The organism is Nonomuraea sp. NPDC050202 (assembly GCF_040656115.1).
GTDB lineage: Bacteria > Actinomycetota > Actinomycetes > Streptosporangiales > Streptosporangiaceae > Nonomuraea.
The window spans coordinates 783,144-802,806 of sequence record NZ_JBFALF010000003.1; the positions used below are offsets into that span (position 1 = coordinate 783,144).

Here is a 19,663-nt window from a genome sequence, read left to right on the forward strand (position 1 = left end):
CCGGCCCTCGCGTACAGCGGCTGACCGGCGCACTCCTTCGCCCGGCTGAAGGCAGCGGATCCAGGACCGGGGACGGCCTCACCGGTGACCAGCTTCGGGCCCGGCTACCTGTCCCCGAACGGTCTCGGCGGAGCGGAGTGCGGTGAGCTCCTACTCTTCGCCCTGGTGATGCTGTTCGTCGGGCTCGCTGAACAAGTCCTGAGGCGTGGAGGCAGTCGCCGCGCGGGTGAGCCATGCGTGGAGTTGTGCGAGGTCCGTGCAGGTTGTGATCATGGCGCGGGTGTCGTCGGAGATGTCGAAGCCGCGGGCGTCCAACACCAGCAGCACCGACTTGGCGGCCTCTTCCGCCTTGCCCTCGGCCTTGCCCTCGGCCTTGCCCTCGGCCTTGCCTTCTTCCCGGCCACGGCCGAAGTGTTCGCGGGCGAAAGGACTGTAGACCGGCCAGGCGGTGGACGCCATGATCTCCTCCAGGAGCTTCCGGATTTCGGACCCCGACGTACCAGTCGAGGGCGAGGGTCATGCTGGGGACGGCATGGCGCTTAGCGTATCGATGCGCTCACCTAGTGTGATGGAATTTCGTGATGAGGAGCAGGCTCAGGTGCCGGCCGGGTTGCCGGGCGCATGGTCCAGATCAGCACCGCCAGCCCGGCGAAGATGACCGCCGCGACGACGCCGTTGACATGTAGGCCGGCGGTGAACGCCTCCCGAGCGGCGTGCAGCAGCTCCGCGCCCTCGCCGGTGGGCAGGTGCGCGGTTGTGGCGATCGCACCGGCCAGCGAGTCGGACGTGCCGTCCATCCGGGCGCGGTAGACCACCGCGGCCGTCAGCCCGAGCAGCGCGAAGCCGAGTGAGCCGCCGAAGTAGTTGCCGGTCTCCGACAGCGACGCCGCCGATCCGGCGCGCTGCGGCGGTACCGACCCGACGACCAGCCCGGTGCCCAGCGCGAACAGCGGGCCGGTGCCCAGCGCCAGCACGGTGATGCCGATCATCACCAGCGGCAGGGCGCTCGCCTCGACGCCGACGCCGACCAGCAGCAGGCTGCCCAGCGCCGACACCGCAAGCCCGCCGGCGATCGCGGTCGTCTGCTTCATCCGCCGGGCCAGCGCGGGCGCCGCGAGAGTGCCGGCCGCCGTGCCCAGGCCCATGGGCGCGAACAGCACCGCCGACGCGGCGGGCGAGAAGCCCAGGACGCTCTGCAGGTACTGCGTCACCAGCAGGCCCGTACCGGCCATCGCGATGCCCGCGAAGACCAGCGCGACGATCACGGCCGTGAACGGGCGGTTCCGGAACAGCCGCAGGTCCAGCAGCGGCGACTCCAGGCGCAGTTGCCGGCGTACGAACAGGAACCCCATGACCGCCCCGGCGACGAGCGCCACCGCCGGCACCGCCGCGACGCTCTCGACTGCCAGCTGCTTGATGCCGTAGACCATCAGGAGCACGGCCACGAGCGACAGCCCGACGCCGGCCGGGTCCAGCCGGCCGGCCTGGTCGCTGCGGTACTCGGGAAGCACGACCGGCCCGGCGAGCAGCAGCACCGCCATCGCCGGCACGGCCACCAGGAACACCGATCCCCACCAGAAGTACTGGAGCAGGAATCCGGCGAGCACGGGACCGAGCGCGCCGCCGGTGAACTGGCAGGTCGCCCAGATGGCGATGGCCCGCCCGCGCTGCCGCTCGTCCGGGAACATGTTGGTGATCAGGGCGAGGGTGGACGGCATCAGGGTCGCGCCGGCCACGCCCAGCAGGGCCCGCGAGACGATCAGCATCATCGGGCCCGCCGAGAAGGCGGCCACGACCGACAGCACGGCGAACGCCGCCGCCCCGATCATCAGCAACCGCCGGCGGCCGATCCGGTCGCCGAGCGTGCCCATCGTGATGACCAGGCCGGCCACCATGAACCCGTAGCTGTCGCTGATCCACAGCTGTTCGACGCTGGTGGCGCCCAGTTCGGCGCTCAGTTGGGGGAGCGCCAGGAACAACGCCGTCATGTCCATCGCGACGAGCAAGGTCGGCAGCAGGAGAACGACCAGCCCCCACCACGCTCGATTGGTACGCATACTCGAGAACTCCCTGTTGTTTCGACGTTTCGGGAGGTGGTCGGAGCAGGCGGGAGCTTTTCGACACCGGTACGGAGAGGGCCGGCGTCCTGCGGGCGGCGGGAACGACTGGAACGGCGGGAACGACTGGAACGGCGGGAACGACTGGAACGGCGGGAACGACTGGAACGGCGGGAGCGCGCCCAAGGGTGTCAGCGGGCGATGAGCACGACCAGCAGGCCCAGACCGAGCACCAGATCCACCATGCCGCACCACTCGGCGAACGTCCGGGCGACGATCTTGTTGGCCCGCCAGTGGAAGCCGTCCCACATGGCGTGACCCACCAGCCCCGCCGCCACCAGATACCCTCCGGCCGCAGGCGGAACCGACAGCACCAGCAGGCCGGCGGCCATGAAGGCCAGCGCGCCCGGTGCCTGCAGGGCGAAGACGCGTGGCCCGCGCAGCCGGCCGTTGACCAGGCCCAGCGCGGCGAGGGCGATCACGACGGACGCCAGTGGCGGCCACGGGTCGATGTCGAGCGCGCGCAGGACCACGACCGCCGCCAGCAGGGCGAGCACCACCGCCCACGTGATGCGGGGCCGGTCGGCCACCGCGAGGAACAGGTAGCCCGCGGCGGGCAGGACGAACAGGATCATGTACTCCAGGCCGTCGCCGATGTCGGACAGGCTGTAGACGGCCCAGGCGAGCGCCAGCAGGCTGGGCCAGCGGTGGCCCACGGCGGTCAGCGCGCGCAGCCACGCGGGTCTGGGGGCGGTGTTCCGGATACCGGCAGGGTCATCGGCCGCGCCGGGAGCGGGGGCAGCAGAGTCGGTCATGGCCACACTGTGGTCCGGCGCGCACGGCTCATCGTCGTCTCGCCGGTGAACGGTCCGGAATCTTGTGCTGTCGGTCCTTCCGTCACGGCGGTGGCCGGGCCTTGACGCTGTGACAATCTTGAATAAGATTGTCACGATGTCACAGAGTGCAGAGAAGCAGCAGATCCTTGATGCCGCGCTCCAGGTCTTCGGCCGCTACGGCTTCCGCCGTACCTCGATGGAACTGATCGCGCAGGCCGCCGGGGTGTCCCGTCCCGCCCTCTACAAGCACTACGCGGGCAAGGAAGAGATCTTCCGAGCTGTGGCCGAGCGGGCCATCGACCGGCTCATCGCCCAGGCGGCGGAGATCGGCCAGGAGGACGGCGACGTCGCCGACCGGGTGTTCCGCGCCCTGAACCTCAAGCTGGAGTTCGTCACGGGCAGCGTCGAGGCGGGGTTCCGGGGCGAGATGCTCGCGGAGGTGAGTGTGCTCGCCCCCGACCTGACGCGCTCGTTCAAGGAACGTCACGTCGCCGTCATCAAGTCCGTTCTGCTCGCCGCCGAGGACGACCTGCCGCGGCTCGGCACCGTCCTGTCGGCGGATGACGCCGCCGAACTGTTGCTGGCGGCCCTGACCGGCATCTCCCAGCAGGAGGAGGAGGCACACGTGCTGCGCACGCGGCTGCGGCAACTCGTCGACATCACCGTCGGAAGCCTCACCTGATCACAGGAGCCCCCATGACGCAGACGATCCTGCTCAGCTTCGTCGCCGGCCTGCTCGCCGCCAACGCCACCCCGCACTTCGTGAAGGGCATCACGAAGGAGGAGTTCCCCACGCTCCTCGGCCCCAGCCCGCTGGTCAACCTGGTCGCCGGATGGTTCATGTACGTGCTGGCCGCCGTCCTGACGATCATGGCCGACGTCGTCGCCCACCCGGTCGCCGCGCTCGCCGCGGGTGCGGTGGGCGTGCTGGCCATGGGCGTCTTCCACGCCCACATCGGCGCAGCCGGACCCGGCAGGCAGCCGCGTGCCGCCCGCGGCCGTACGGCGTGAGGCTGGTGCCACCCATGACCACGATCGTGATGACCGGAGCCACCTCCGGGCTGGGCGAGCTCGCCGCCGCCCGCATGACCGCCGCCGGCGCGCGGCTGCTGGTCGGCGCGCGCAGCCCCGGCCCGCACACCGTGGACGGGTTACCGGCCCTGGACCTGGCCCGGCTCGATTCCGTACGCAGGTTCGCCGCGGCGGTGGGCGACCACCTCGGATCCACCCCCATCGACGTGCTCGTGCTGAACGCCGGCGTGTCCTTCCACGGCATCGACCAGCGCACCGCCGACGGGTACGAGACCACGTTCGCCGTCAATCACCTCGCCCACTATCTCCTGCTGCGCCGGCTCCTGCCCAAGCTCGCCCGCGGCGGCCGAGTGGTGATCACCAGCAGCTCCGTCCACGACCCCGAGCTCGGCGGGACACTGCCGCCCCCGAGGCACGCCACCGCGACACTGCTCGCCAACCCGGAACTGGACCCCGACCGGGACACCGATCCCCGGGCGGCCGGCGGTCACGCGTACACGGCGTCCAAACTGTGCGGCCTGATGACCGCGCGGACGCTCGCCACGCGCCCCGAGGCCCTGGCCAAGCAGCTCACCGTGCTCGCCTACGACCCCGGGCCGACGCCCGGCACCGGCCTGTCCCGCAACTTCAGCCTGCCCATCCGGCTCCTCTGGTCCCTGCTCGGCACTCGGCTGGGAGCCCTGGTCCCGCGCATGAACAGCCGGCGGGCCGCCGGCCACACGCTGGCCGACCTCTGCCTCGGCTCGATCACCCCGCCCGCCGGCCAGCGGTACGCCTCGCTCGTACGGGGCCGGCTGACCTGGCCGGAACCGTCGAAGACGGCATGCGACCGCGCGGCAGGCGAGGCGCTCTGGCAGGACAGCGCCGCCTTGATCGGCCTGCCGGCGTAGCGGTGCCGTTGCGGCCGCTTGCAGCCGCGGGCATTCAGACGCCAGAGGACGAGGTCAAGAGCGTTCAGGGCCGCAGAGGCCGCGAAGGAGTGATGCTGACTGATGCGAAACGTGCGCATTCCGTTGCCGGACGGCGGTTCGCTGGCTGCGGCGCTGGCGCTGCCAGAGGGGACCGCACCCGCCTCCGGCTGGCCCGGAGTCGTGGTCGTGCACGAGATCTATGGCGTCGAACCAGACATGCTGGATGTGGCGCGGTCGTTCGCCGAACACGGGTACGCGGCAGTGCTGCCCGATCTCTACAGCCACGGCTCCAGAGTCAAGTGCCTGGCCAAGGCCCTCCACCAGCGCGGCTCCGCGCCGCGAGGCAGAGCTGGCCTCCGTGTGCCCGGTCGTGGCCTCCTACGGCGGCCGCGACCAGGGCTTCCGCGCGCACGGTGCCCGGCTGCGGGAGCACCTGCGGGCACTCGGCATCGACCACGACGTCACGATCTACCAGGAGGCCGGCCATTCCTTCATGACCGACGGGCACCACCCGATCGCGAACCTCGCACTGTTCCCGCTCCGTCACGGCCTGGTCCGACCGGCGGCGGACGACGCCTGGCGACGCACCTTCTCCTTCTTCGACAGGTACGTCGCCGGCCAGGGGGCTACCGGAGCGGCGCCTCGCCGTACGGGACCAGCCTGACGGGCCCGACCAGCCCGTACGGCTGCCGCGCCAGCCCGCCGTACACGGCCGGGTCCGCCACCCTGAGCAGGTTGCCCAGCGGCGTCGCCACCTCCACCTGGATGGTGTTCGACCCGCGTCTGAGGTGCGGGCCGAGATCGAGGACGGGGTGGATCTGGTCCACCGGACCCAGGCGCCGGCCGTTGACGCTCACCCGGCAGGTGTCGCTCACCTCGCCCAGCTCCAGATAGGCGGGACCGTCCGACTCGACGGTGGTCGTGTACGTCCCGACGCCGGACACATCGGCCAGCTCGGGGATCTCCGGCCAGGGCGCGAGCCGGTCGAGCCGCAGGGAGTGCGCGGCCGGCGCCGGGCCCCGGCCCTCCACCCGGAGGCGCCAGGCGTTGAGCTCGACGGGTGCGGGGACGGGGCCGATCTCGGCGGTGAGCGTGCGGCCGTCGGAGAGGGTGGTGGTGTAGACGCCCGCCTTGGCGGCCCGCACGACCAGGCGGCCCTCGCTGTACCGCACCAGGTCGGCGTCCGTGCTGGTGGCGTGCGCGCGCCGTCCCGTGCGGTCGCCGAACAGGCCGGGCCGGCCGAGGGCCACGATCCTGGCCTGGCCCGGCTGCAGGGTCACGCGCAGGCGGATGCCGTCGTCGTCCGCCACGTACCGGGCGATGCGCGAGGCGCGGCCCGTCCACGGGTCGAGCAGATACGGGACGCTGTCCCGGTTGCTGCGGGCCAGCGTGACCTCGTGGTCGATCGCGGTCACGGGCGGTTTGGCGTTCTCCTGGTGCTTGCCGTTGCACAGGTAGTAGTAGTCCACGTCGCCGTCCACGCGGCGCATGGTGAGCAGCGTGGACGGGGTCGCGTACCGGACGTCGGGGTGGACGCCGAGGGCGGCGAGCGCGGCGGACACGTCCGCGGCGGACGCGACCATCCGCGTGGTGGGCCGCGCGAGCAGGTCCGACAGGATCGCGCGGAGCCGTTCGTTCTCGCCGTCCAGCGTGCCGCCCGGCTCTGCGGTGCTGCGCCGGTCGCCGTCTCGCGGGATGCCCGGCACCGAGGCGTTGCGCCAGTCGCCGAGCAGGACGATGGGCAGGCCGGCGTCGGCGTACTCCAGCAGGCGCCGCGCCACGCCGACGGTCATCGTGCACTCGCCCGCGTAGAACTTGTCGCCCTCGACGAACAGCGCCTTGTACGCGGGCCGGCCCAGCCGCCCGTCCGAGACCCGCGCGGCGGGCAGGTCGAGCAGCGGGCCGCTGACGAACTGGTGAGTCCAGCCGCTCGGGACGCCGCTCGCGGTGAACCAGGAGGCCCCGATGCCGGTCTTGGTGTAACCGGTCTGCCGGAACACCGCCACATCAGCGCGAGGCAGCCCTTGTCGCATGATCAAGTGAATCCGCGCGAAGTATGTGGATATGTCGCTGATGTGGTCCCAGGTGGGCTGGCGCGGCCCCCACGATTCCGCATAGCCCACCGTCCCGTTGTACGGCGTGAACGCCGCGAACCCCGGCCATGCGGCGCCGGGCGCCTCCGCGTACGAGAAGCCGTGCAGGACTGTCTGGTTGAGGCCGGCCGCGTACGCCCCGCCCATCGTGCGCAACAGCTTCTTCCACGTCGTCGTGTACGCCCCGCCCTGGTACGCCCCCGCCTCGCAGGACAGCACCTCCCGCCCGGCCATGTCCCGGCCTCCGGCCAGGCAGCGGTAGTCGTCCAGGTTCTTGAACCCCAGCGACTCCCCTTCCGGCACGTCGAGGATCGCCGCGGCCTCGATGGCGTCCGTCTGCAGCCCGTACGGCTGCGCCCGCAACCGCAGGCCGATCGAGTGCGCCCAGTCGCGCAGCGCGGTGAAGTGATGCTCGTTGAACAGCTCGGACACCGTGTCCCAGTAGTCCTTGCGGGCGTGCCGGGTGCGGGCGGGGTCGAAGGCGAAGACCGGGTCCTCGTTCGCGAGCACGACCACCGGCAGGATGGACGCCAGCGGGTAGCCGCGCCGCCGCTCGAACTCGGCGGGCAGGTCCGGCGTCCACGGCAGGGCGTCGGTCTCGATCTCGATGGAGTCCTCGAACAGCGCTCCGCCTGCGCGCTTGAGCAGCTTGCGGATGGCGGGGGTGAGCAGCGCCGACTCCCAGTAGTCGATCACCGCCTGGGTGCCGGCGCGGCTGAAGTGGTCCACGACGTACGCCTCGGGGGCGGTGTGCGGGCCCGACTCGGGGCGCTGGCCGGAGCCGCGCTGCCAGTAGGAGATGAGCAGCCAGTCGCCGTCGGCGGGGGCGGTCCAGGTGATCGTCTGCTCGTCCGTGACGGTGATGGCCTGGAGGGAGGTGGGGTCGAGGCCGGTCTCGTCGCGGGTCGAGTGGGCGGGGTCGACCCTGGCCGCCTGGACGAACAGCAGCTCACCGCCGGACCGGTCGGCGCCGGTGGCCGGCGCCTCGGCGGCTGGGGCGAGGGTGCCCGAGGTCCCGGTGGTGCGGAGGCCGGTGGGGACGGTGGCCGGTGTCTCGGTGGTGCGGGCGGCTGGGGCGACGGCGGGTGGTGGCACCGGGCCGGAGTAGGTGGTTGCGGCGGGGACGGTGACGGAACCGTGGGCCAGTTCCTTGGCCGCCGCCGCGCTGCCGGGCGTGATGGTGGGGACGGCGGCCGGCCAGGCGGGGCCGATCGTGAGGTCGATGGTGATCCCGCGCTCGGCCGCCTGGTCGAGCGCGGCCTCGACGGCGGCGTTCCAGGCGGGGGTGCCCCAGCCGTGACCGGCCGGGTCGAGCACGGACTTGTCGCGGATGCTGTGGTGCACGGCCGCGATCTCCGCGCCGCCGAAGCCGGCGTCGGCGAGCTGGTCCACCTCGCGCCGGATCTCCTCGGGATCGACGTGGGCGTCGGGCCACCACCAGCGCACCATCGGGCGCACCTCGCGGCGCGGCCGGGCGAACCAGGCGGCCGAGGGCGGCGCGGAGGCCGCGACGGCGGGGGAGGGGGAGAGGTCGTCGAGGGCGAAGGCGGCGGTGGCCGCGGCTCCGAGCGCGAGAAATCCCCGCCGCGTCACCGCAAGACCACCAAGCCGCGCCTCGGGACCACCGAGCCGCGGGGTGGGGCCACCGAGCCGCGCGATGGGGCGGTCAGGCTGTGCGGTGGGGTGGTCAGGCTGTGTGGTGGGGTGGTCAGGCTGTGTGGTGGGGTGGTCAGGCTGTGCGGTGGGGCCGTCAGGCTGTGCGGTGAGGCTGCTGTGCCGCCTCCGTGCGCGGGGCGCGGAGGATGAGCCGCCGGGTGTCGTGGGAATGCCGTGCTGCGTCAGGTCGTTCACGGGCGCTCCAGGAAGCCGGTCCTGTGGGGGGTCGCCGGTCGGACGGGGCGCCGGGCCGGCCTGGCCCGGCGCCCCCGCCGGCTAGCTCGGGATCGGGTACGGGAACGCGCTCGTCACCCCGATCTTGTCGTACTCCATCTTCGAGGCGTCGAACCCGTCAACCCAGTTGGCGTTCGTCACCTCGTTGCACTGGTAGCTCTGGTAGGACTGGTCGGTCGTCTTGCCCACCTCGATGTTGTCGAAGGCGAAGCCGCAGCCGCCGGCGTCCATGTGCACCCCGCGGGTCCCGCTGTCGGGCATGGACGCGTCGGGGATGACGTCCCCGATGACGACCTGGGAGACGTGGTTGGTGATCTCGTGCGGGTCGAGGTTGGAGACGCCGTAGGTGTAGAAGGCGCCCATGTCGCCGCTGTCCAGCCCCGTCTCCTCCAGCCGCAGGTACTTGAACACGTTCCCGTGCGCGTACCCGTCGCCGTCCTTCACCTCGGGCCGGACCTCGAGGCTCACCCCGTACCGGGCGCTGTGCTTGACGACGGTGTGGCTGACCTCGTTGTTCCCGGTGTTCATGAGCTCGACCCCGGACGCGTCCCCGGGCACCAGCTCGCCGATGTGATGGATGTAGTTGTTGGTGAACACGTTCTGCCCGGCGACGTCGCCCTCGCCCGGGTACGGGCCCTCGACCTTGATCCCGTCGGCTCCGATGTTCTCCAGGAGGCTGTCGGAGATCCGTACGTGATCGTTGGCGAACAGCAGGTAGAACCCGGTGAACCCGGTGTCCGACAGGTGCAGCCTGGTCAGGTCGATGCCGCTGGTGTTGGTGAGCGTCACCGCGCCGAAGCGGTTGCGCGGCATCTCGATCTGCCGGTCGTACTCGGGGTACCTGTGCGGCTCACCGGCGTCGCCCGCGCTGATCCAGCCGTTGCGGTACCAGCTCACGAAGTCGCTGTACTGCAGGGCCAGCCCGTCGAAGGACAGGTTCCGCACCCGCTTGTCCGGCGTGCTGCCCTTCAGCGACAGGATCGTCTTCACCGACGGCGCCATCACCTTGTCGATCGACGCCTTCGGCCAGTAGTAGACCTCGCTGTTGTCGAAGTCGAAGTAGTACTCGCCGGGCTGGTCGAGGAAGTCCAGCGAGTTCTGCAGGAAGTAGCGCGAGCCGCCGCGGCTGTTGACCAGGGCGTAGCGCGTCCAGTGTTCGAGGGTGAGCTGGTTGTCGTCCCACGACGGGTTCTGGATCGGCACGGTGTCGGTGAACCAGCTCCACGAGCCGCCCGACCAGACCATGACCTGCGCGTTGTCGAGGTTCCAGCTCTTGTCCCAGTCACCGGGCTTGGAGTACAGCCACTGGTAGACCGCCTCCTTCTCCGGCTCCTTCAGCACCGAGGTCAGGTAGGGCGCCCACACGTCGTCGGAGCGGCGGTTGGGGTAGCGGGCGGTGGTGGCCCGCTTGCCGTCCTCGAACAGCGTGTAGAAGGCGCGGTCGACCTTCGTCTTGTAGATGTTGTCCTTGTACCTCTCCCACCCGGTCACCGGCCGCGCGCCCAGCAGGCGGGCCTTGCCGGGGCCGTCCACGCTGCGGTAGACGATCCGGTGGCCGTTCTTGCCGGAGTCGGCCTCGGTGAACTCGATGGTCTTGTCGACGACGTAGTCGCCGGCCTTGACGTTGACGACGATGTCGCAGCTCTGGTGCCTGACGGCCCTGATCTGGTCGCGGGCGTGCTCGATGGTCTTCCACGGCCGCTGGGCGCTGTTGCCGGGGCCCCGGTCGGCGCCGTTCGGGGCGACGTAGAAGTCGATCGGCTCGCACGGCGCTTGGGCGGAGGCAGTGGGGGCGACGAGGAGCGCGCCGAGGGTCACCGCCACCGTGATCACCGCCTTCACTGCGCGGCCCCGGGGATCGGGTACGGGAACGCGCTGGTCACGCCGATCTTGTCGTACTCCATCTTCGAGGCGTCGAACCCCTCGGCCCAGTTGGCGTTGGTCACCTGGTTGCACTGGTAGCTCTGGTACTTGTCGTCGCTGACCTTGCCGACCTCGATGTTGTCGAAGGTGAAGCCGCAGCCGCCGGCGTCCATGTGCACGCCGCGGGTGCCGCTGTCCGGCATCGCGCCGGCGGGGTCGTTGACGACGTCCGTGATCACCATCTGCTTGACGTGGTTGTCCATGGGGTGCGGCTCGACGTTGCTGACGCCGTAGGTGTAGAAGGCGCCCATGTCACCGCTGTCCAGGCCGGTCTCCTCCAGCTTGATGTAGGAGAAGGTGTTGTTGCGGGCGTAGTTGTCCTCCGGCTTGATCTCCGGGCGGACCTCCAGGCTGATGCCGTACCGCGCGCTGTGCTTGACGTTGATGTTGCTGACGGTGTTGTTGCCCGTGCTCAGCAGCTCGATGCCGGCCGCGTCGCCGGGCACCAGCTCGCCGACGTGGTAGATGTAGTTGTTCGTGATCGTGTGGTGGCCGGAGATGTCGCCCTCGCCGGGGTAGCCGCCCTCGACCTTGATGCCGTCGGCGCCGATGTTCTCCAGCAGGCTGTCCGACACCTTGACCCGCTCGTTGGCGAACAGCAGGTAGACGCCCATGAAGCCGCTGTCGGAGACGTGCAGCCTGGTCAGGTCGATGTCGCGGGTGTTCTCCAGCGTGATCATGCCGAACCGGTTGCGCGGCATCTCGATCTGCCGGTCGTAGACGGGGTACTTGTGCTCGTAGCCCGAGTCGCCCTCGCTGATCCAGCCGGCCCGGTACCAGTCCACGAAGTCGCTGTACTGCAGGGCCAGGCCGTCGAAGGACAGGTTCTGCACCCGCGCCTGCGGGCTGCTGCCCTTGAGCGAGAGGATGGTCTTGACGGTCGGGGCCATGACCTTGTCGATCGAGCCCTTGGGCCAGTAGTAGACCTCGCTGTTGGCGAAGTCGAAGTAGTACTCACCGGGCTGGTCGAGGAAGCGCAGCGTGTTCTGCAGGAAGTAGCGCGAGCCGCTGCGGCTGTTGACGAACGAGTAGCGGGCCCAGTGGTTGAGCGTGAAGAAGTTCTTGCGGAAGTCGGCCCCGCCCAGCGGCACCGTGTCGGTGAACCAGCTCCACGAGCCGCCGGACCAGACGACGATCTGCGAGTTCTTGTCGAAGTCGGCGTCCCACTCCTTGGGCACGTCCTCGGGCTTGAAGTACAGCCACTGGCGCACCGCCTCCTTCTCCGGCTCCCCGAGCACCGAGAACAGGTAGGGCGACCACAGGTCGTCGCTGGTCCGGTTGGGGTAGCGGGCGGTCGTGGCGCGTTTGCCGTCCTCGAACAGCGTGTAGAAGGTACGATCGACCTTGGTCTTGTAAATGTTGTCCTTGTAGAGCTGCCATCCCGTCACCGGCTTGGCACCCAGCAGGCGGGCCTTGCCCGGGCCGTCCGCACTGCGATAGGTGATCCTGTGGCCGTCCCTGCCCGAGTCGGCCTCGGTGAACTCGATGGTCCTGTCCACGACGTAGTCGCCGGCCTTGACGTTGACGACGATGTCGCAGCTCTGCCTGCCCTTCTTCGCCCGGAGGGCGTCGCGGGCCTGCTCGATGCTCTTCCACGGGCTGCGGGCGCTGCCGTCGCCCCGGTCGCTGCCCTGGGTGGATACGTAGTAGTCGCAGTTCGGTCTGGCCGCCGTCGCCGGCGCGGGGGTGGTCAAGCCGCCCACGAGTAAGACGATCGCGCCCACGGACCTGAGTATCACTGGCTCTCCTTAACGTCCCGCCACCGCTCGTACTCGGCGCGGGTCTCGGGGGTGAGTGGGTAGTAGTCGGAAAGCGCCCCGCCCTCCTCAATGCGGGCGCGGCTGTAGCGCTCCCACTGCTCGTGGTCGGCGGCGGCTTCGAGCACCTGGCCGGCCCGGCGCAGCGGCACCACCACGGCGCCGTCGTCGTCGGCCACGCACAGGTCGCCGGGCAGCGCGAGCGCGCCGCCGACGGCCACCGGCACGTCGTACGCCCAGGGGAACAGCTCCGCCTGCGAGGCGTAGTGCGGGGTGGCGCCGGTGGACCAGATCGGCAGGCCGATGCCGCTCACCCGGGGCAGGTCCCTGATCCGGCCGTCGACCACGATGCCGGCGCCGCCCTTGCGCTTGAAGTAGCGCACCAGCATGTCGCCGAAGCAGCCGGTGTACGCGCTGCCGTACGCCTGCACGACGAGCACGTCGCCGGGCTCGATCTCCTCCAGCACGTGCCACAGGGCCGTGTGCCGCTCGACGTACTCCTGGCCGAGGCCGGAGGCGATGTCCTCGCGCTGCGGCATGAACTGCAGCGTGCGGACCCGGCCGGCGATCTTCTGCCCCGGCGCGATGGGACGCGGCCCCTCGACGAAGGTCCGCCGGATGCCCTGCGCGTGCAGCTTGGCGCAGGCGGTGGCCGAGCTGATCCGGGACAGCCCCTCCACGAGGGCGGGATCGGGCGCGGCGGGCAGCTTCCCGCGTACAGGCAGATCCCAGATGGCGTCGTCCATGTAACTCCTCAGTAGTGCTGGTGCGACGGCGTGCGGACGCGCGCGGTCGTGTGCAGGTCGAGCCGGATGCGGCGGCCGGGCGGCAGCTCCACGAGCAGGCGGGGGCCGTCCACCGTCACCTCCTGCCCGGTTTCGTGGATGGGGGGTGAGGTGTAGGCGCGCGGGTCGCCGGGGTAGTCCGCGGCGGCGGCGCGGGTGAACGTCGCGGTGTCGATGCGGTGCTCGCCGAACTGGCCGGCCTGCACCACGACGCGCCGCGGGTGGGTGAGGCTCAGGTTGACCAGCTCGACGCGGGCGCCGTCGGGGCGTACGGAGTCGACCAGCGCGGCCACGTCGCGGGGCAGCCCGGGGCGGGCGCGGTCGGCGTCGAAGTAGGCCAGCCGCGTCGGCAGCAGGCCGCCGTTGTAGAGCACCTGCGGGGTGCCGGTGACGAGCTGCAGCAGCGCCTCGGTGAGCACGGGGTTGAGCCGCTGCCAGTGGTGCACGTGCACGGTGGCCAGGTCCGCCTCGTCGGCGTCGATGAGCGCCATGCGGCGCTGCACCTGCCCGAGAGCAGTGGTGAGCATCTGCTCGGGGAAGCCGGGGTTGGCGCCGCGCAGGAACTCCAGCCACGGCGCCTCGTGCCCGGCCTCCTCCTTGTTGCGGAACGGCCGCACCGTCGCCCAGTCGTAGCCGGACGCCTTGCGCAGCCGGTCGAGCCGGTCCGCGTCGCCCCGGCCCTGCGACACGTGCCAGAGCCAGACCGGCAGGCCGAGCTGCGGCGGCTGGAAGTCGAACCAGCCGCTGTCGTCGTGCCGGTTCGGCACCAGCATGGTGGGCTTGCCGGCCTCGTCGCCCAGCTCCGCCAGCCAGCGGTCGCTGATGCTCATCTCGGTCTCGGTGACGGCGGCCTGGACGGCGCGCCCGTACACGGTCTCGAGGGGGCCGCGGCCGATGGCGAGCGCGGTGTCGTCCCCGGTCAGCAGGTACGCGTTGACCGCGGCGATCGCGGCGGCGGCGCCCATGCTGTAGAGGCCGTGCGGCCACTGCCAGCCGTAGTTGCCGCCGTACCAGCGGCCTCCGTGCAGCTCGCCGACCACGCCCGACGGGCCCACGTTGTCCGGGATGATGCCGTTGTTGGCCTCGGCCCTGCGCTGCCAGGCGCCGATGTAGCGCAGCGCCCAGTCGCGGTAGCGGTCGTCGCCGTCGTACAGCCAGGCGTTGACGGCCAGGCTGGTCGCGGCCAGGTTGACGGCCACGTCGCCGCGGCCGATGCGCTCGCTCATCGCCGCGCCCATCCGGGCGGCGTTGCTCGGGTCGCCCAGGTCCTCCCAGCGCTCGATGCCGGGCAGGTCGCGCAGCGGCAGGCCGAACGGCCGCATGCTGGTCAGGTCCGTGTGGTAGGAGGCCCACTCCCACTGCAGGCCGTAGCGGGGGCCGACGGCGCCGTTGTGCGGGGCGCGGATGATGTCGTGCTCGGCGTCGTAGTTGGCCGAGCCGGGCAGGTACAGGTCGGCGAAGCGGCGGGCCCGCTCGCGGAAGCGCTCGTCGCGCGGGTCGGCCGCGCAGATGCCGTAGAACAGCAGCATCGACTCGCCCTGGTGGAACCAGTCGTAGCCGCGCTCGTACTCCTCCACCAGGTAGCCCAGCTCGGTGAGCTGCGTGGTGACGCCCTCCCAGTGGTGCTTGGCGGCGTCGAGCAGGTCGTCGGCGCCGCCGAGCTGGTAGAGCGTCGGCCAGTTGAAGAACGCCTCGTAGAAGTCGTCGGCCCCGTCCCGGTCCGCTGCCGGGCCGTGGTAGACCAGCCGGCCGTCGGGCCCGCAGTAGCGGGCGGCGAAGCCGCGCCACGCCTCGTCGAGGGCGTCGAACAGCCTGCGCTCCAGCACCGCCCACGCCGGCGGCTCGCCGAGTGGCACCGTCGCTCTGATCTCGCGCATGTTCACCCTTTCGTTGCTCCTGCCGTGAGGCCGCTGATGATGTGCCGTTGCATGAAGACGAAGAAGATCAGCAGGGGCGCGATGGCCAGCAGCAGCGTCGGGAAGACCACCGTGTAGTCGGTGGAGTACTGGCTGACCGCCGCGTACACGCCGGTGGTGACCGTGTAGAGACCGCTGCCGGGGCCCAGGATGATCTGCGGGTTCACGAAGTCGTTCCACACCGAGAAGGTGTTGAGGATGACCATCGTGGCGACCGCGGGCCGCATCAGCGGGAAGACGATCTGCCAGAACGTGCGCAGCCTGCCCGCCCCGTCGACGGCCGCCGCCTGGTCGAGCACGGCCGGGATGGTGGCGATGTAGCCCGCGTACAGGAAGATCGAGAACGGTAGCGTGAGCGTGGTCTCGAACAGCACGAACCCGCGGATGGTGCCCATCAGGCCGAGCGTCTTGAGCACGTACACGACGGGGATGACCAGCACCTGGCCGGGGATGAACGTGCCGGCCAGGAAGAACAGCATGAGGACGCGGAAGCGGCGCTTCGGGCTGCGCGCGATCACGTACGCCGCGGGGGCGGCCAGGCCCACCGACAGCACGTTGACGGCCACCACGAACAGCAGCGTGATCGCGTAGCCCTTGAACACGTTGAAGTTCGGGTTCGTCAGCGCCCTGCCGAGCGGTTCCAGGGTCAGCCCGCCCAGGCCGAACGGGTTGGACAGGATGTCCTGCTGGCCCTTGAACGCGTTGACGGTCAGCACGTACAGGGGGATCAGCATGAAGGCGACGGTGGCCCACAGGAAGGTCTTCTTCGTCATTGGTGCACCGCCAGCTCGCCGCGCCTGCGCAGCTTGGTCACCACGAACGCCAGCGCCGCCGTCACCAGCATGAGCAGCACCGACTGCGCGGAGCCGAAGCCGAGGCGGGCGTCGTGGAAGGAGTTCCACAGGATGAGGTAGGCGACGGTCTGCGTCTGGCCGGCCGGGCCGCCCGCCGTCAGCGAGACCACCAGGTCGTACGTCTTGAGCAGCGTCACCAGCGACAGCACGATGTTCACCGTCACCGACGGGCCCAGCGCGGGCAGCGTCACGTTCCTGAACACCTGCCAGCGGGTGGCCCCGTCGATGCGGGCCGCCTCGATCAGCGAGTGCGGCACCGCCTGCAGGCCCGCCAGGTACAGCACCACGTTGACGCCGAACCCGGCCCACACCAGCACCGCGATCATGGTGACCGTGGCCCAGGTCGGGTCCGACAGGAACGGGATGACCTCGCCGCCCCAGGTCGTGACCAGGTTGTTGACCGCGCCGCTGGTGCCCAGGATGGCCGACCAGAGGAAGCCGACCACCAGGGCGCTGAGCACGTGCGGGTAGAACAGCACGATCCGGAAGAACGTGTTGGCCCTGGAGGCGCCGTTGACCAGGAGGGCGAAGCCGAGGCCGAGCAGGTTCAGCCCGGCGGTGCCGGCCGCCGCGACCAGCAGCGTGACCAGGGAGGCGCGCTGCAGCTCGGGGTCGTCCAGCAGGTCGAGGTAGTTGGCGGCGCCGACGAAGGCGGGGTCGGCGCTGAAGCCGTCCCAGTCGGTCAGGCTCAGGTAGAAGGCCAGGCCGACGGGGACGATCAGCATCACGGTGTAGAGGATCGTGGCCGGGGCCACCATGAGGGTGGTGGCCAGCCCATCGTGCCTTCTGCGCTTCTGGACGGGCGCCTTCACGACGACCGGTGGTGCCTGCTCTCGGGTGAGCGTCATGAGCGTCCGGCCAGCCAGCGGTCCACGCCCTCGGCGACCTCCTTGGGCGACTTGCCCACGTACAGGCCCTGGACCTCGGTGTTCCACGCGGAGTTGAAGCCCTTGGGCAGGGTGGCGTCGCCGTAACCCTCACCCTGCGGCACCCCGGAAGGGGCCTGGTCGAGGATCTCCTGCACCTGCTTCTCCAGCGGGGTGAACTCGCGCTGCACGCCGGTGCGGAAGTTGCCGTCCTGCGCGAGCTGGCTCTTGACCGCCGCCGGGTCGGTGACCAGCCACTGGACCAGCTTGAGCGCCGCGTCCTTGCTCGGGGTGGACTTGAGGATCATGTACGGGGCCGCGAGCGTGGCGCCCTGCGGGCCGGGGTAGGCCTGGCCCTTGTCCACCGGGGCGGGGAAGACGCCGACCTCGAAGTCCTTCTTCGCCTTGGCCTCGGTGGCGGTGAACCAGCTCCCCATGACGTACATGGCGGACTTGCCGGACAGGAACTGGGTCTCGGCGTCGGCGTACTTCAGGCCGAGGGCGTTCTTGTCCACGTACCCCTTGTCGATCCAGCCCTGGTAGCGCTCCAGGTAGGGCAGCAGCGACTCGCCCGCCTTGGTCTTGCCCGCCTTGACGTCCTGCTGCCAGGTGGGGTGCGTCTGGGCGCGGCTGGGGTTGGAGAGCTGGAGGAGCTGCAGGCCGGTCAGGAAGTCGCCGCCGGTCTGCAGCGGCAGGTAGCCGGCCTTCTTCAGCTCGCCCATCGCGCTCTCGAGCTCGTCGAACGTCTGCGGCGGCTGCTCGATGCCCGCCTTGTCGAAGGCGGCCTTGTTGTAGAAGACCAGCGACTGGGCCTGCACGCCGACGCCGACCTGGTAGAGCTTGCCGCCCAGCTTGGCCTGCTCGGCCAGCGGGGTGTCCTTGGCCCACGGCTGGTCGGTGAGGTCGAGCATCTGCTTGGCTAGCGTCTCGTCCGCCATCAGCGTCTCCACCACGTCGGGCGCGTTGCCGGCCGCGAGCTGCTGCGGCAGCGTGTCGGCCACGCCCTTGCCGGTCGGCGCCTCGATCTTGACGTCGATGCCGGGGTTGGCCTGCTCGAACGGCTTGACCAGGCCGTCCCAGTACGTCTGGGTGAGGTTCGGGCTGATGTTGACCAGCATCCGGACGGTGACCGGGCCGCCCTCGCTCTGCTGTGCCTGGGACTCGCCGGCGAAGCCGCCCCCACCGCAGCCGGTGACGAGGAGCAGGCAGCCGAGGGCTGAAAGGGCGAGGGATGGACGGGGGGAACGCATCGCACCTCCAAGGGGGCGAGATCTGCGACGCCTTTTAATGGGTCGTACTCGATTAGCGATTATTTAATACGTTGGTCACATGGGCCCGTCAAGGGCAAACGTGACGCTACAAATACGTGTCCTGCGGGTAGCTGAGTCATAAATACGTTAAGGTTGCGGCGTGGCAGGACACGAGGACGACAAACGACTGGTATTGGGGGCGGAGGAGCTCGCCACCCTGCGCGAGTGGGCCGGGAGCAAGCCCGACGGCGGCGGCGGGCTGGCACTGCGCAGCCGCATCGTGCTGGCGTGCGCCGAGGGGCTGCCCCGCAAGGACATCGCGAGCAGGCTGTCGGTGAGCCCGGCGACCGTGGCGAAGTGGCGCGCCCGCTTCGTCGAACGCGGCCTCGACGGCCTGGCCGACGCGCCCAGGCCGGGGCGGCCGCGCAGCGCCGAACGGCAGGAGGCCGAGCGGGTGATCGCCGCCGCGGCCGGGGGCGGCGCCGTGCCGTCCACCCGGACGATGGCCGCCCAGCTCGGGCTGTCGCAGTCGACGGTGGCCCGCATCTGGCAGGAGCAGCAGATCGCGCCGGACGCGGCCCGGGTGCTGCCCAGGGAGCTGCTGTCGGACCGCGTCTACGCGCTGCTGCGCGGCTGGATCGTCTCGGGCGAACTGGTGGCCGGGCAGCGGCTGGTCGAAGCGGAGATCGCGCGGCGGGTCGGCACGAGCCAGGCCCCTGCCCGGGAGGCGATCAAACGGTTGGCGCACGAGGGGCTGGTCATCTCCTATCCCAACCGGGGCAGCTACGTCGCGGAGATCTCGGACGAGCAGGCCCGGGAGGTGCGCGACATCAGGGTGTTGCTGGAGGAGTATGCCGCACGCGGCGCCGCCGTCCGCATCCAGCCCGACACGTTGCGGCAGCTCTCGGCCGACGTGCTGGCCATGCGCCAGGCGGCCCGCGACGGCGACATCGGCGCCTTCCGCGACGCGGACCTCGCCTTCCATCGCCGGGTGTGCGCGGCGTGCGGCAACTCCTTCCTGCTGCGGTTGTGGCGGACGATCGAGTCGAACCTGTGGAGCCTGCACGTGGTCGGCAACCCGCTCTACGCCGGTGACTGGTCGGCCATGGCGGGTCACCATGACGACCTGGTGGCGGCGCTCGCGTCGGGCGACCCGGACGAGGCCGCCCGCCTCTTCGCCGCCCACGCCCGCGGCGAGGCCTCCCGCACCCGGCCCCGCGCCCCCCGGCCCGCCTGACCCGGCCTCCGGCCCACGCGACCCGGCCCACGGCCCGTCACCCGGCCTCCGGCGCACGCGACCCGGCCTACGGTGCACGAGACCCGGCCTCCGGCCCGCGCGGCCCGAGCCCCGGCCCGTCACCCGGCCCGCCACCGTCCGCCTCTTCCCCGCCGTCCTCCGGCTGGGGTCTTCGGGGAAGAAGCGGGGCCGTGGTGCGCAGGCGGCGAGGTGCGGTGGGGTGCGCCGCAACGTGGCCCGTGCTCAGCACGGGCGT

Annotated in this window: 16 protein-coding genes and 1 pseudogene; 6 read left to right on the top strand and 11 right to left on the bottom strand. The window is 70.8% G+C overall.

Going from position 1 to position 19,663, the window contains the following annotated elements; all coding sequences use genetic code 11:
• Nucleotides 1-150: 150 nt before the first annotated feature.
• The 3 genes from AB0I79_RS13585 to AB0I79_RS13595 all read right to left on the bottom strand — a co-directional run bounded on the left by AB0I79_RS13585 (nt 151) and on the right by AB0I79_RS13595 (nt 2,872).
• Nucleotides 151-459: a hypothetical protein gene (locus AB0I79_RS13585; RefSeq protein WP_357871528.1), complete on the bottom strand. Its 309-nt coding sequence runs from the start codon at nt 457-459 to the stop codon at nt 151-153.
• Between the two features lie 101 nt (nt 460-560).
• On the bottom strand, nt 561-2,057 hold the full coding sequence (locus AB0I79_RS13590; RefSeq protein WP_357871530.1) for an MFS transporter: 1,497 nt from the start codon (nt 2,055-2,057) through the stop codon (nt 561-563).
• Between the two features lie 191 nt (nt 2,058-2,248).
• A complete protein-coding gene (locus tag AB0I79_RS13595; protein WP_357871532.1) occupies nt 2,249-2,872 on the bottom strand; it encodes a hypothetical protein in 624 nt (207 codons plus the stop codon).
• Between the two features lie 136 nt (nt 2,873-3,008).
• Here AB0I79_RS13595 and AB0I79_RS13600 point away from each other — a divergent pair, with 136 nt between their 5' ends.
• The 5 genes and pseudogenes from AB0I79_RS13600 to AB0I79_RS13620 all read left to right on the top strand — a co-directional run bounded on the left by AB0I79_RS13600 (nt 3,009) and on the right by AB0I79_RS13620 (nt 5,500).
• A complete protein-coding gene (locus tag AB0I79_RS13600; RefSeq protein WP_357871535.1) occupies nt 3,009-3,575 on the top strand; it encodes a helix-turn-helix domain-containing protein in 567 nt (188 codons plus the stop codon).
• 14 nt (nt 3,576-3,589) lie between these two features.
• A complete protein-coding gene (locus AB0I79_RS13605; RefSeq protein ID WP_357871538.1) occupies nt 3,590-3,904 on the top strand; it encodes a hypothetical protein in 315 nt (104 codons plus the stop codon).
• Between the two features lie 14 nt (nt 3,905-3,918).
• Nucleotides 3,919-4,815: an SDR family NAD(P)-dependent oxidoreductase gene (locus AB0I79_RS13610; RefSeq protein ID WP_357871541.1), complete on the top strand. Its 897-nt coding sequence runs from the start codon at nt 3,919-3,921 to the stop codon at nt 4,813-4,815.
• Nucleotides 4,816-4,917: 102 nt separating this feature from the next.
• Nucleotides 4,918-5,115 (top strand): annotated as a pseudogene (locus tag AB0I79_RS13615) (dienelactone hydrolase family protein); the annotation flags it as partial.
• Nucleotides 5,060-5,500 carry a dienelactone hydrolase family protein gene (locus AB0I79_RS13620; protein WP_357871543.1) on the top strand — a complete coding sequence of 147 codons (441 nt, stop codon included), beginning with the start codon at nt 5,060-5,062 and terminating at the stop codon, nt 5,498-5,500. The pseudogene AB0I79_RS13615 and the gene AB0I79_RS13620, both read left to right, overlap by 56 nt.
• Here AB0I79_RS13620 and AB0I79_RS13625 read toward each other — a convergent pair.
• The 8 genes from AB0I79_RS13625 to AB0I79_RS13660 all read right to left on the bottom strand — a co-directional run bounded on the left by AB0I79_RS13625 (nt 5,463) and on the right by AB0I79_RS13660 (nt 18,170).
• Nucleotides 5,463-8,522: a glycosyl hydrolase gene (locus tag AB0I79_RS13625; RefSeq protein WP_357871545.1), complete on the bottom strand. Its 3,060-nt coding sequence runs from the start codon at nt 8,520-8,522 to the stop codon at nt 5,463-5,465. The two genes, AB0I79_RS13620 and AB0I79_RS13625, sit on opposite strands and share 38 nt — an antisense overlap.
• Before the next feature lie 339 nt (nt 8,523-8,861).
• Nucleotides 8,862-10,652 carry a right-handed parallel beta-helix repeat-containing protein gene (locus AB0I79_RS13630; RefSeq protein ID WP_357871548.1) on the bottom strand — a complete coding sequence of 597 codons (1,791 nt, stop codon included), beginning with the start codon at nt 10,650-10,652 and terminating at the stop codon, nt 8,862-8,864.
• A 5-nt stretch (nt 10,653-10,657) separates the two neighbouring features.
• Nucleotides 10,658-12,466, bottom strand: coding sequence for a right-handed parallel beta-helix repeat-containing protein (locus tag AB0I79_RS13635; protein WP_357871550.1), 1,809 nt, complete (start codon nt 12,464-12,466; stop codon nt 10,658-10,660).
• 11 nt (nt 12,467-12,477) lie between these two features.
• Complete coding sequence (locus AB0I79_RS13640; RefSeq protein WP_357871552.1) at nt 12,478-13,245, bottom strand: hypothetical protein; 768 nt, start codon at nt 13,243-13,245, stop codon at nt 12,478-12,480.
• Nucleotides 13,246-13,253: 8 nt separating this feature from the next.
• Entirely contained in the window at nt 13,254-15,161 is a 1,908-nt protein-coding gene (locus tag AB0I79_RS13645) for a hypothetical protein (protein WP_357871555.1), read from the bottom strand.
• Nucleotides 15,162-15,163: 2 nt separating this feature from the next.
• Nucleotides 15,164-15,973: a carbohydrate ABC transporter permease gene (locus tag AB0I79_RS13650; protein WP_357871558.1), complete on the bottom strand. Its 810-nt coding sequence runs from the start codon at nt 15,971-15,973 to the stop codon at nt 15,164-15,166.
• Nucleotides 15,970-16,902: a sugar ABC transporter permease gene (locus tag AB0I79_RS13655; protein ID WP_357871561.1), complete on the bottom strand. Its 933-nt coding sequence runs from the start codon at nt 16,900-16,902 to the stop codon at nt 15,970-15,972. The genes AB0I79_RS13650 and AB0I79_RS13655 overlap by 4 nt, the downstream gene beginning before the upstream one ends.
• The gene (locus tag AB0I79_RS13660; RefSeq protein WP_357871564.1) at nt 16,899-18,170 is read right to left on the bottom strand and encodes an extracellular solute-binding protein; all 1,272 of its coding nucleotides are present in this window, start codon (nt 18,168-18,170) and stop codon (nt 16,899-16,901) included. Before AB0I79_RS13660 ends, AB0I79_RS13655 begins: the two co-directional genes overlap by 4 nt.
• A gap of 160 nt (nt 18,171-18,330) precedes the next feature.
• Here AB0I79_RS13660 and AB0I79_RS13665 point away from each other — a divergent pair, with 160 nt between their 5' ends.
• Nucleotides 18,331-19,407: an FCD domain-containing protein gene (locus AB0I79_RS13665; RefSeq protein ID WP_357871567.1), complete on the top strand. Its 1,077-nt coding sequence runs from the start codon at nt 18,331-18,333 to the stop codon at nt 19,405-19,407.
• Nucleotides 19,408-19,663 lie beyond the last annotated feature (256 nt).

Bases quoted from the DNA above. Each gene is read 5' to 3' on its own strand.
- AB0I79_RS13585 (WP_357871528.1), bottom strand. From the start codon at position 459: ATGGCGTCCACCGCCTGGCCGGTCTACAGTCCTTTCGCCCGCGAACAC.
- AB0I79_RS13610 (WP_357871541.1), top strand. From the start codon at position 3,919: ATGACCACGATCGTGATGACCGGAGCCACCTCCGGGCTGGGCGAGCTC.
- AB0I79_RS13660 (WP_357871564.1), bottom strand. From the start codon at position 18,170: ATGCGTTCCCCCCGTCCATCCCTCGCCCTTTCAGCCCTCGGCTGCCTG.
- AB0I79_RS13620 (WP_357871543.1), top strand. From the start codon at position 5,060: ATGTGGCGCGGTCGTTCGCCGAACACGGGTACGCGGCAGTGCTGCCCG.
- AB0I79_RS13650 (WP_357871558.1), bottom strand. From the start codon at position 15,973: ATGACGAAGAAGACCTTCCTGTGGGCCACCGTCGCCTTCATGCTGATC.
- AB0I79_RS13605 (WP_357871538.1), top strand. From the start codon at position 3,590: ATGACGCAGACGATCCTGCTCAGCTTCGTCGCCGGCCTGCTCGCCGCC.
- AB0I79_RS13640 (WP_357871552.1), bottom strand. From the start codon at position 13,245: ATGGACGACGCCATCTGGGATCTGCCTGTACGCGGGAAGCTGCCCGCC.
- AB0I79_RS13600 (WP_357871535.1), top strand. From the start codon at position 3,009: ATGTCACAGAGTGCAGAGAAGCAGCAGATCCTTGATGCCGCGCTCCAG.
- AB0I79_RS13595 (WP_357871532.1), bottom strand. From the start codon at position 2,872: ATGACCGACTCTGCTGCCCCCGCTCCCGGCGCGGCCGATGACCCTGCC.
- AB0I79_RS13590 (WP_357871530.1), bottom strand. From the start codon at position 2,057: ATGCGTACCAATCGAGCGTGGTGGGGGCTGGTCGTTCTCCTGCTGCCG.
- AB0I79_RS13645 (WP_357871555.1), bottom strand. From the start codon at position 15,161: ATGCGCGAGATCAGAGCGACGGTGCCACTCGGCGAGCCGCCGGCGTGG.
- AB0I79_RS13655 (WP_357871561.1), bottom strand. From the start codon at position 16,902: ATGACGCTCACCCGAGAGCAGGCACCACCGGTCGTCGTGAAGGCGCCC.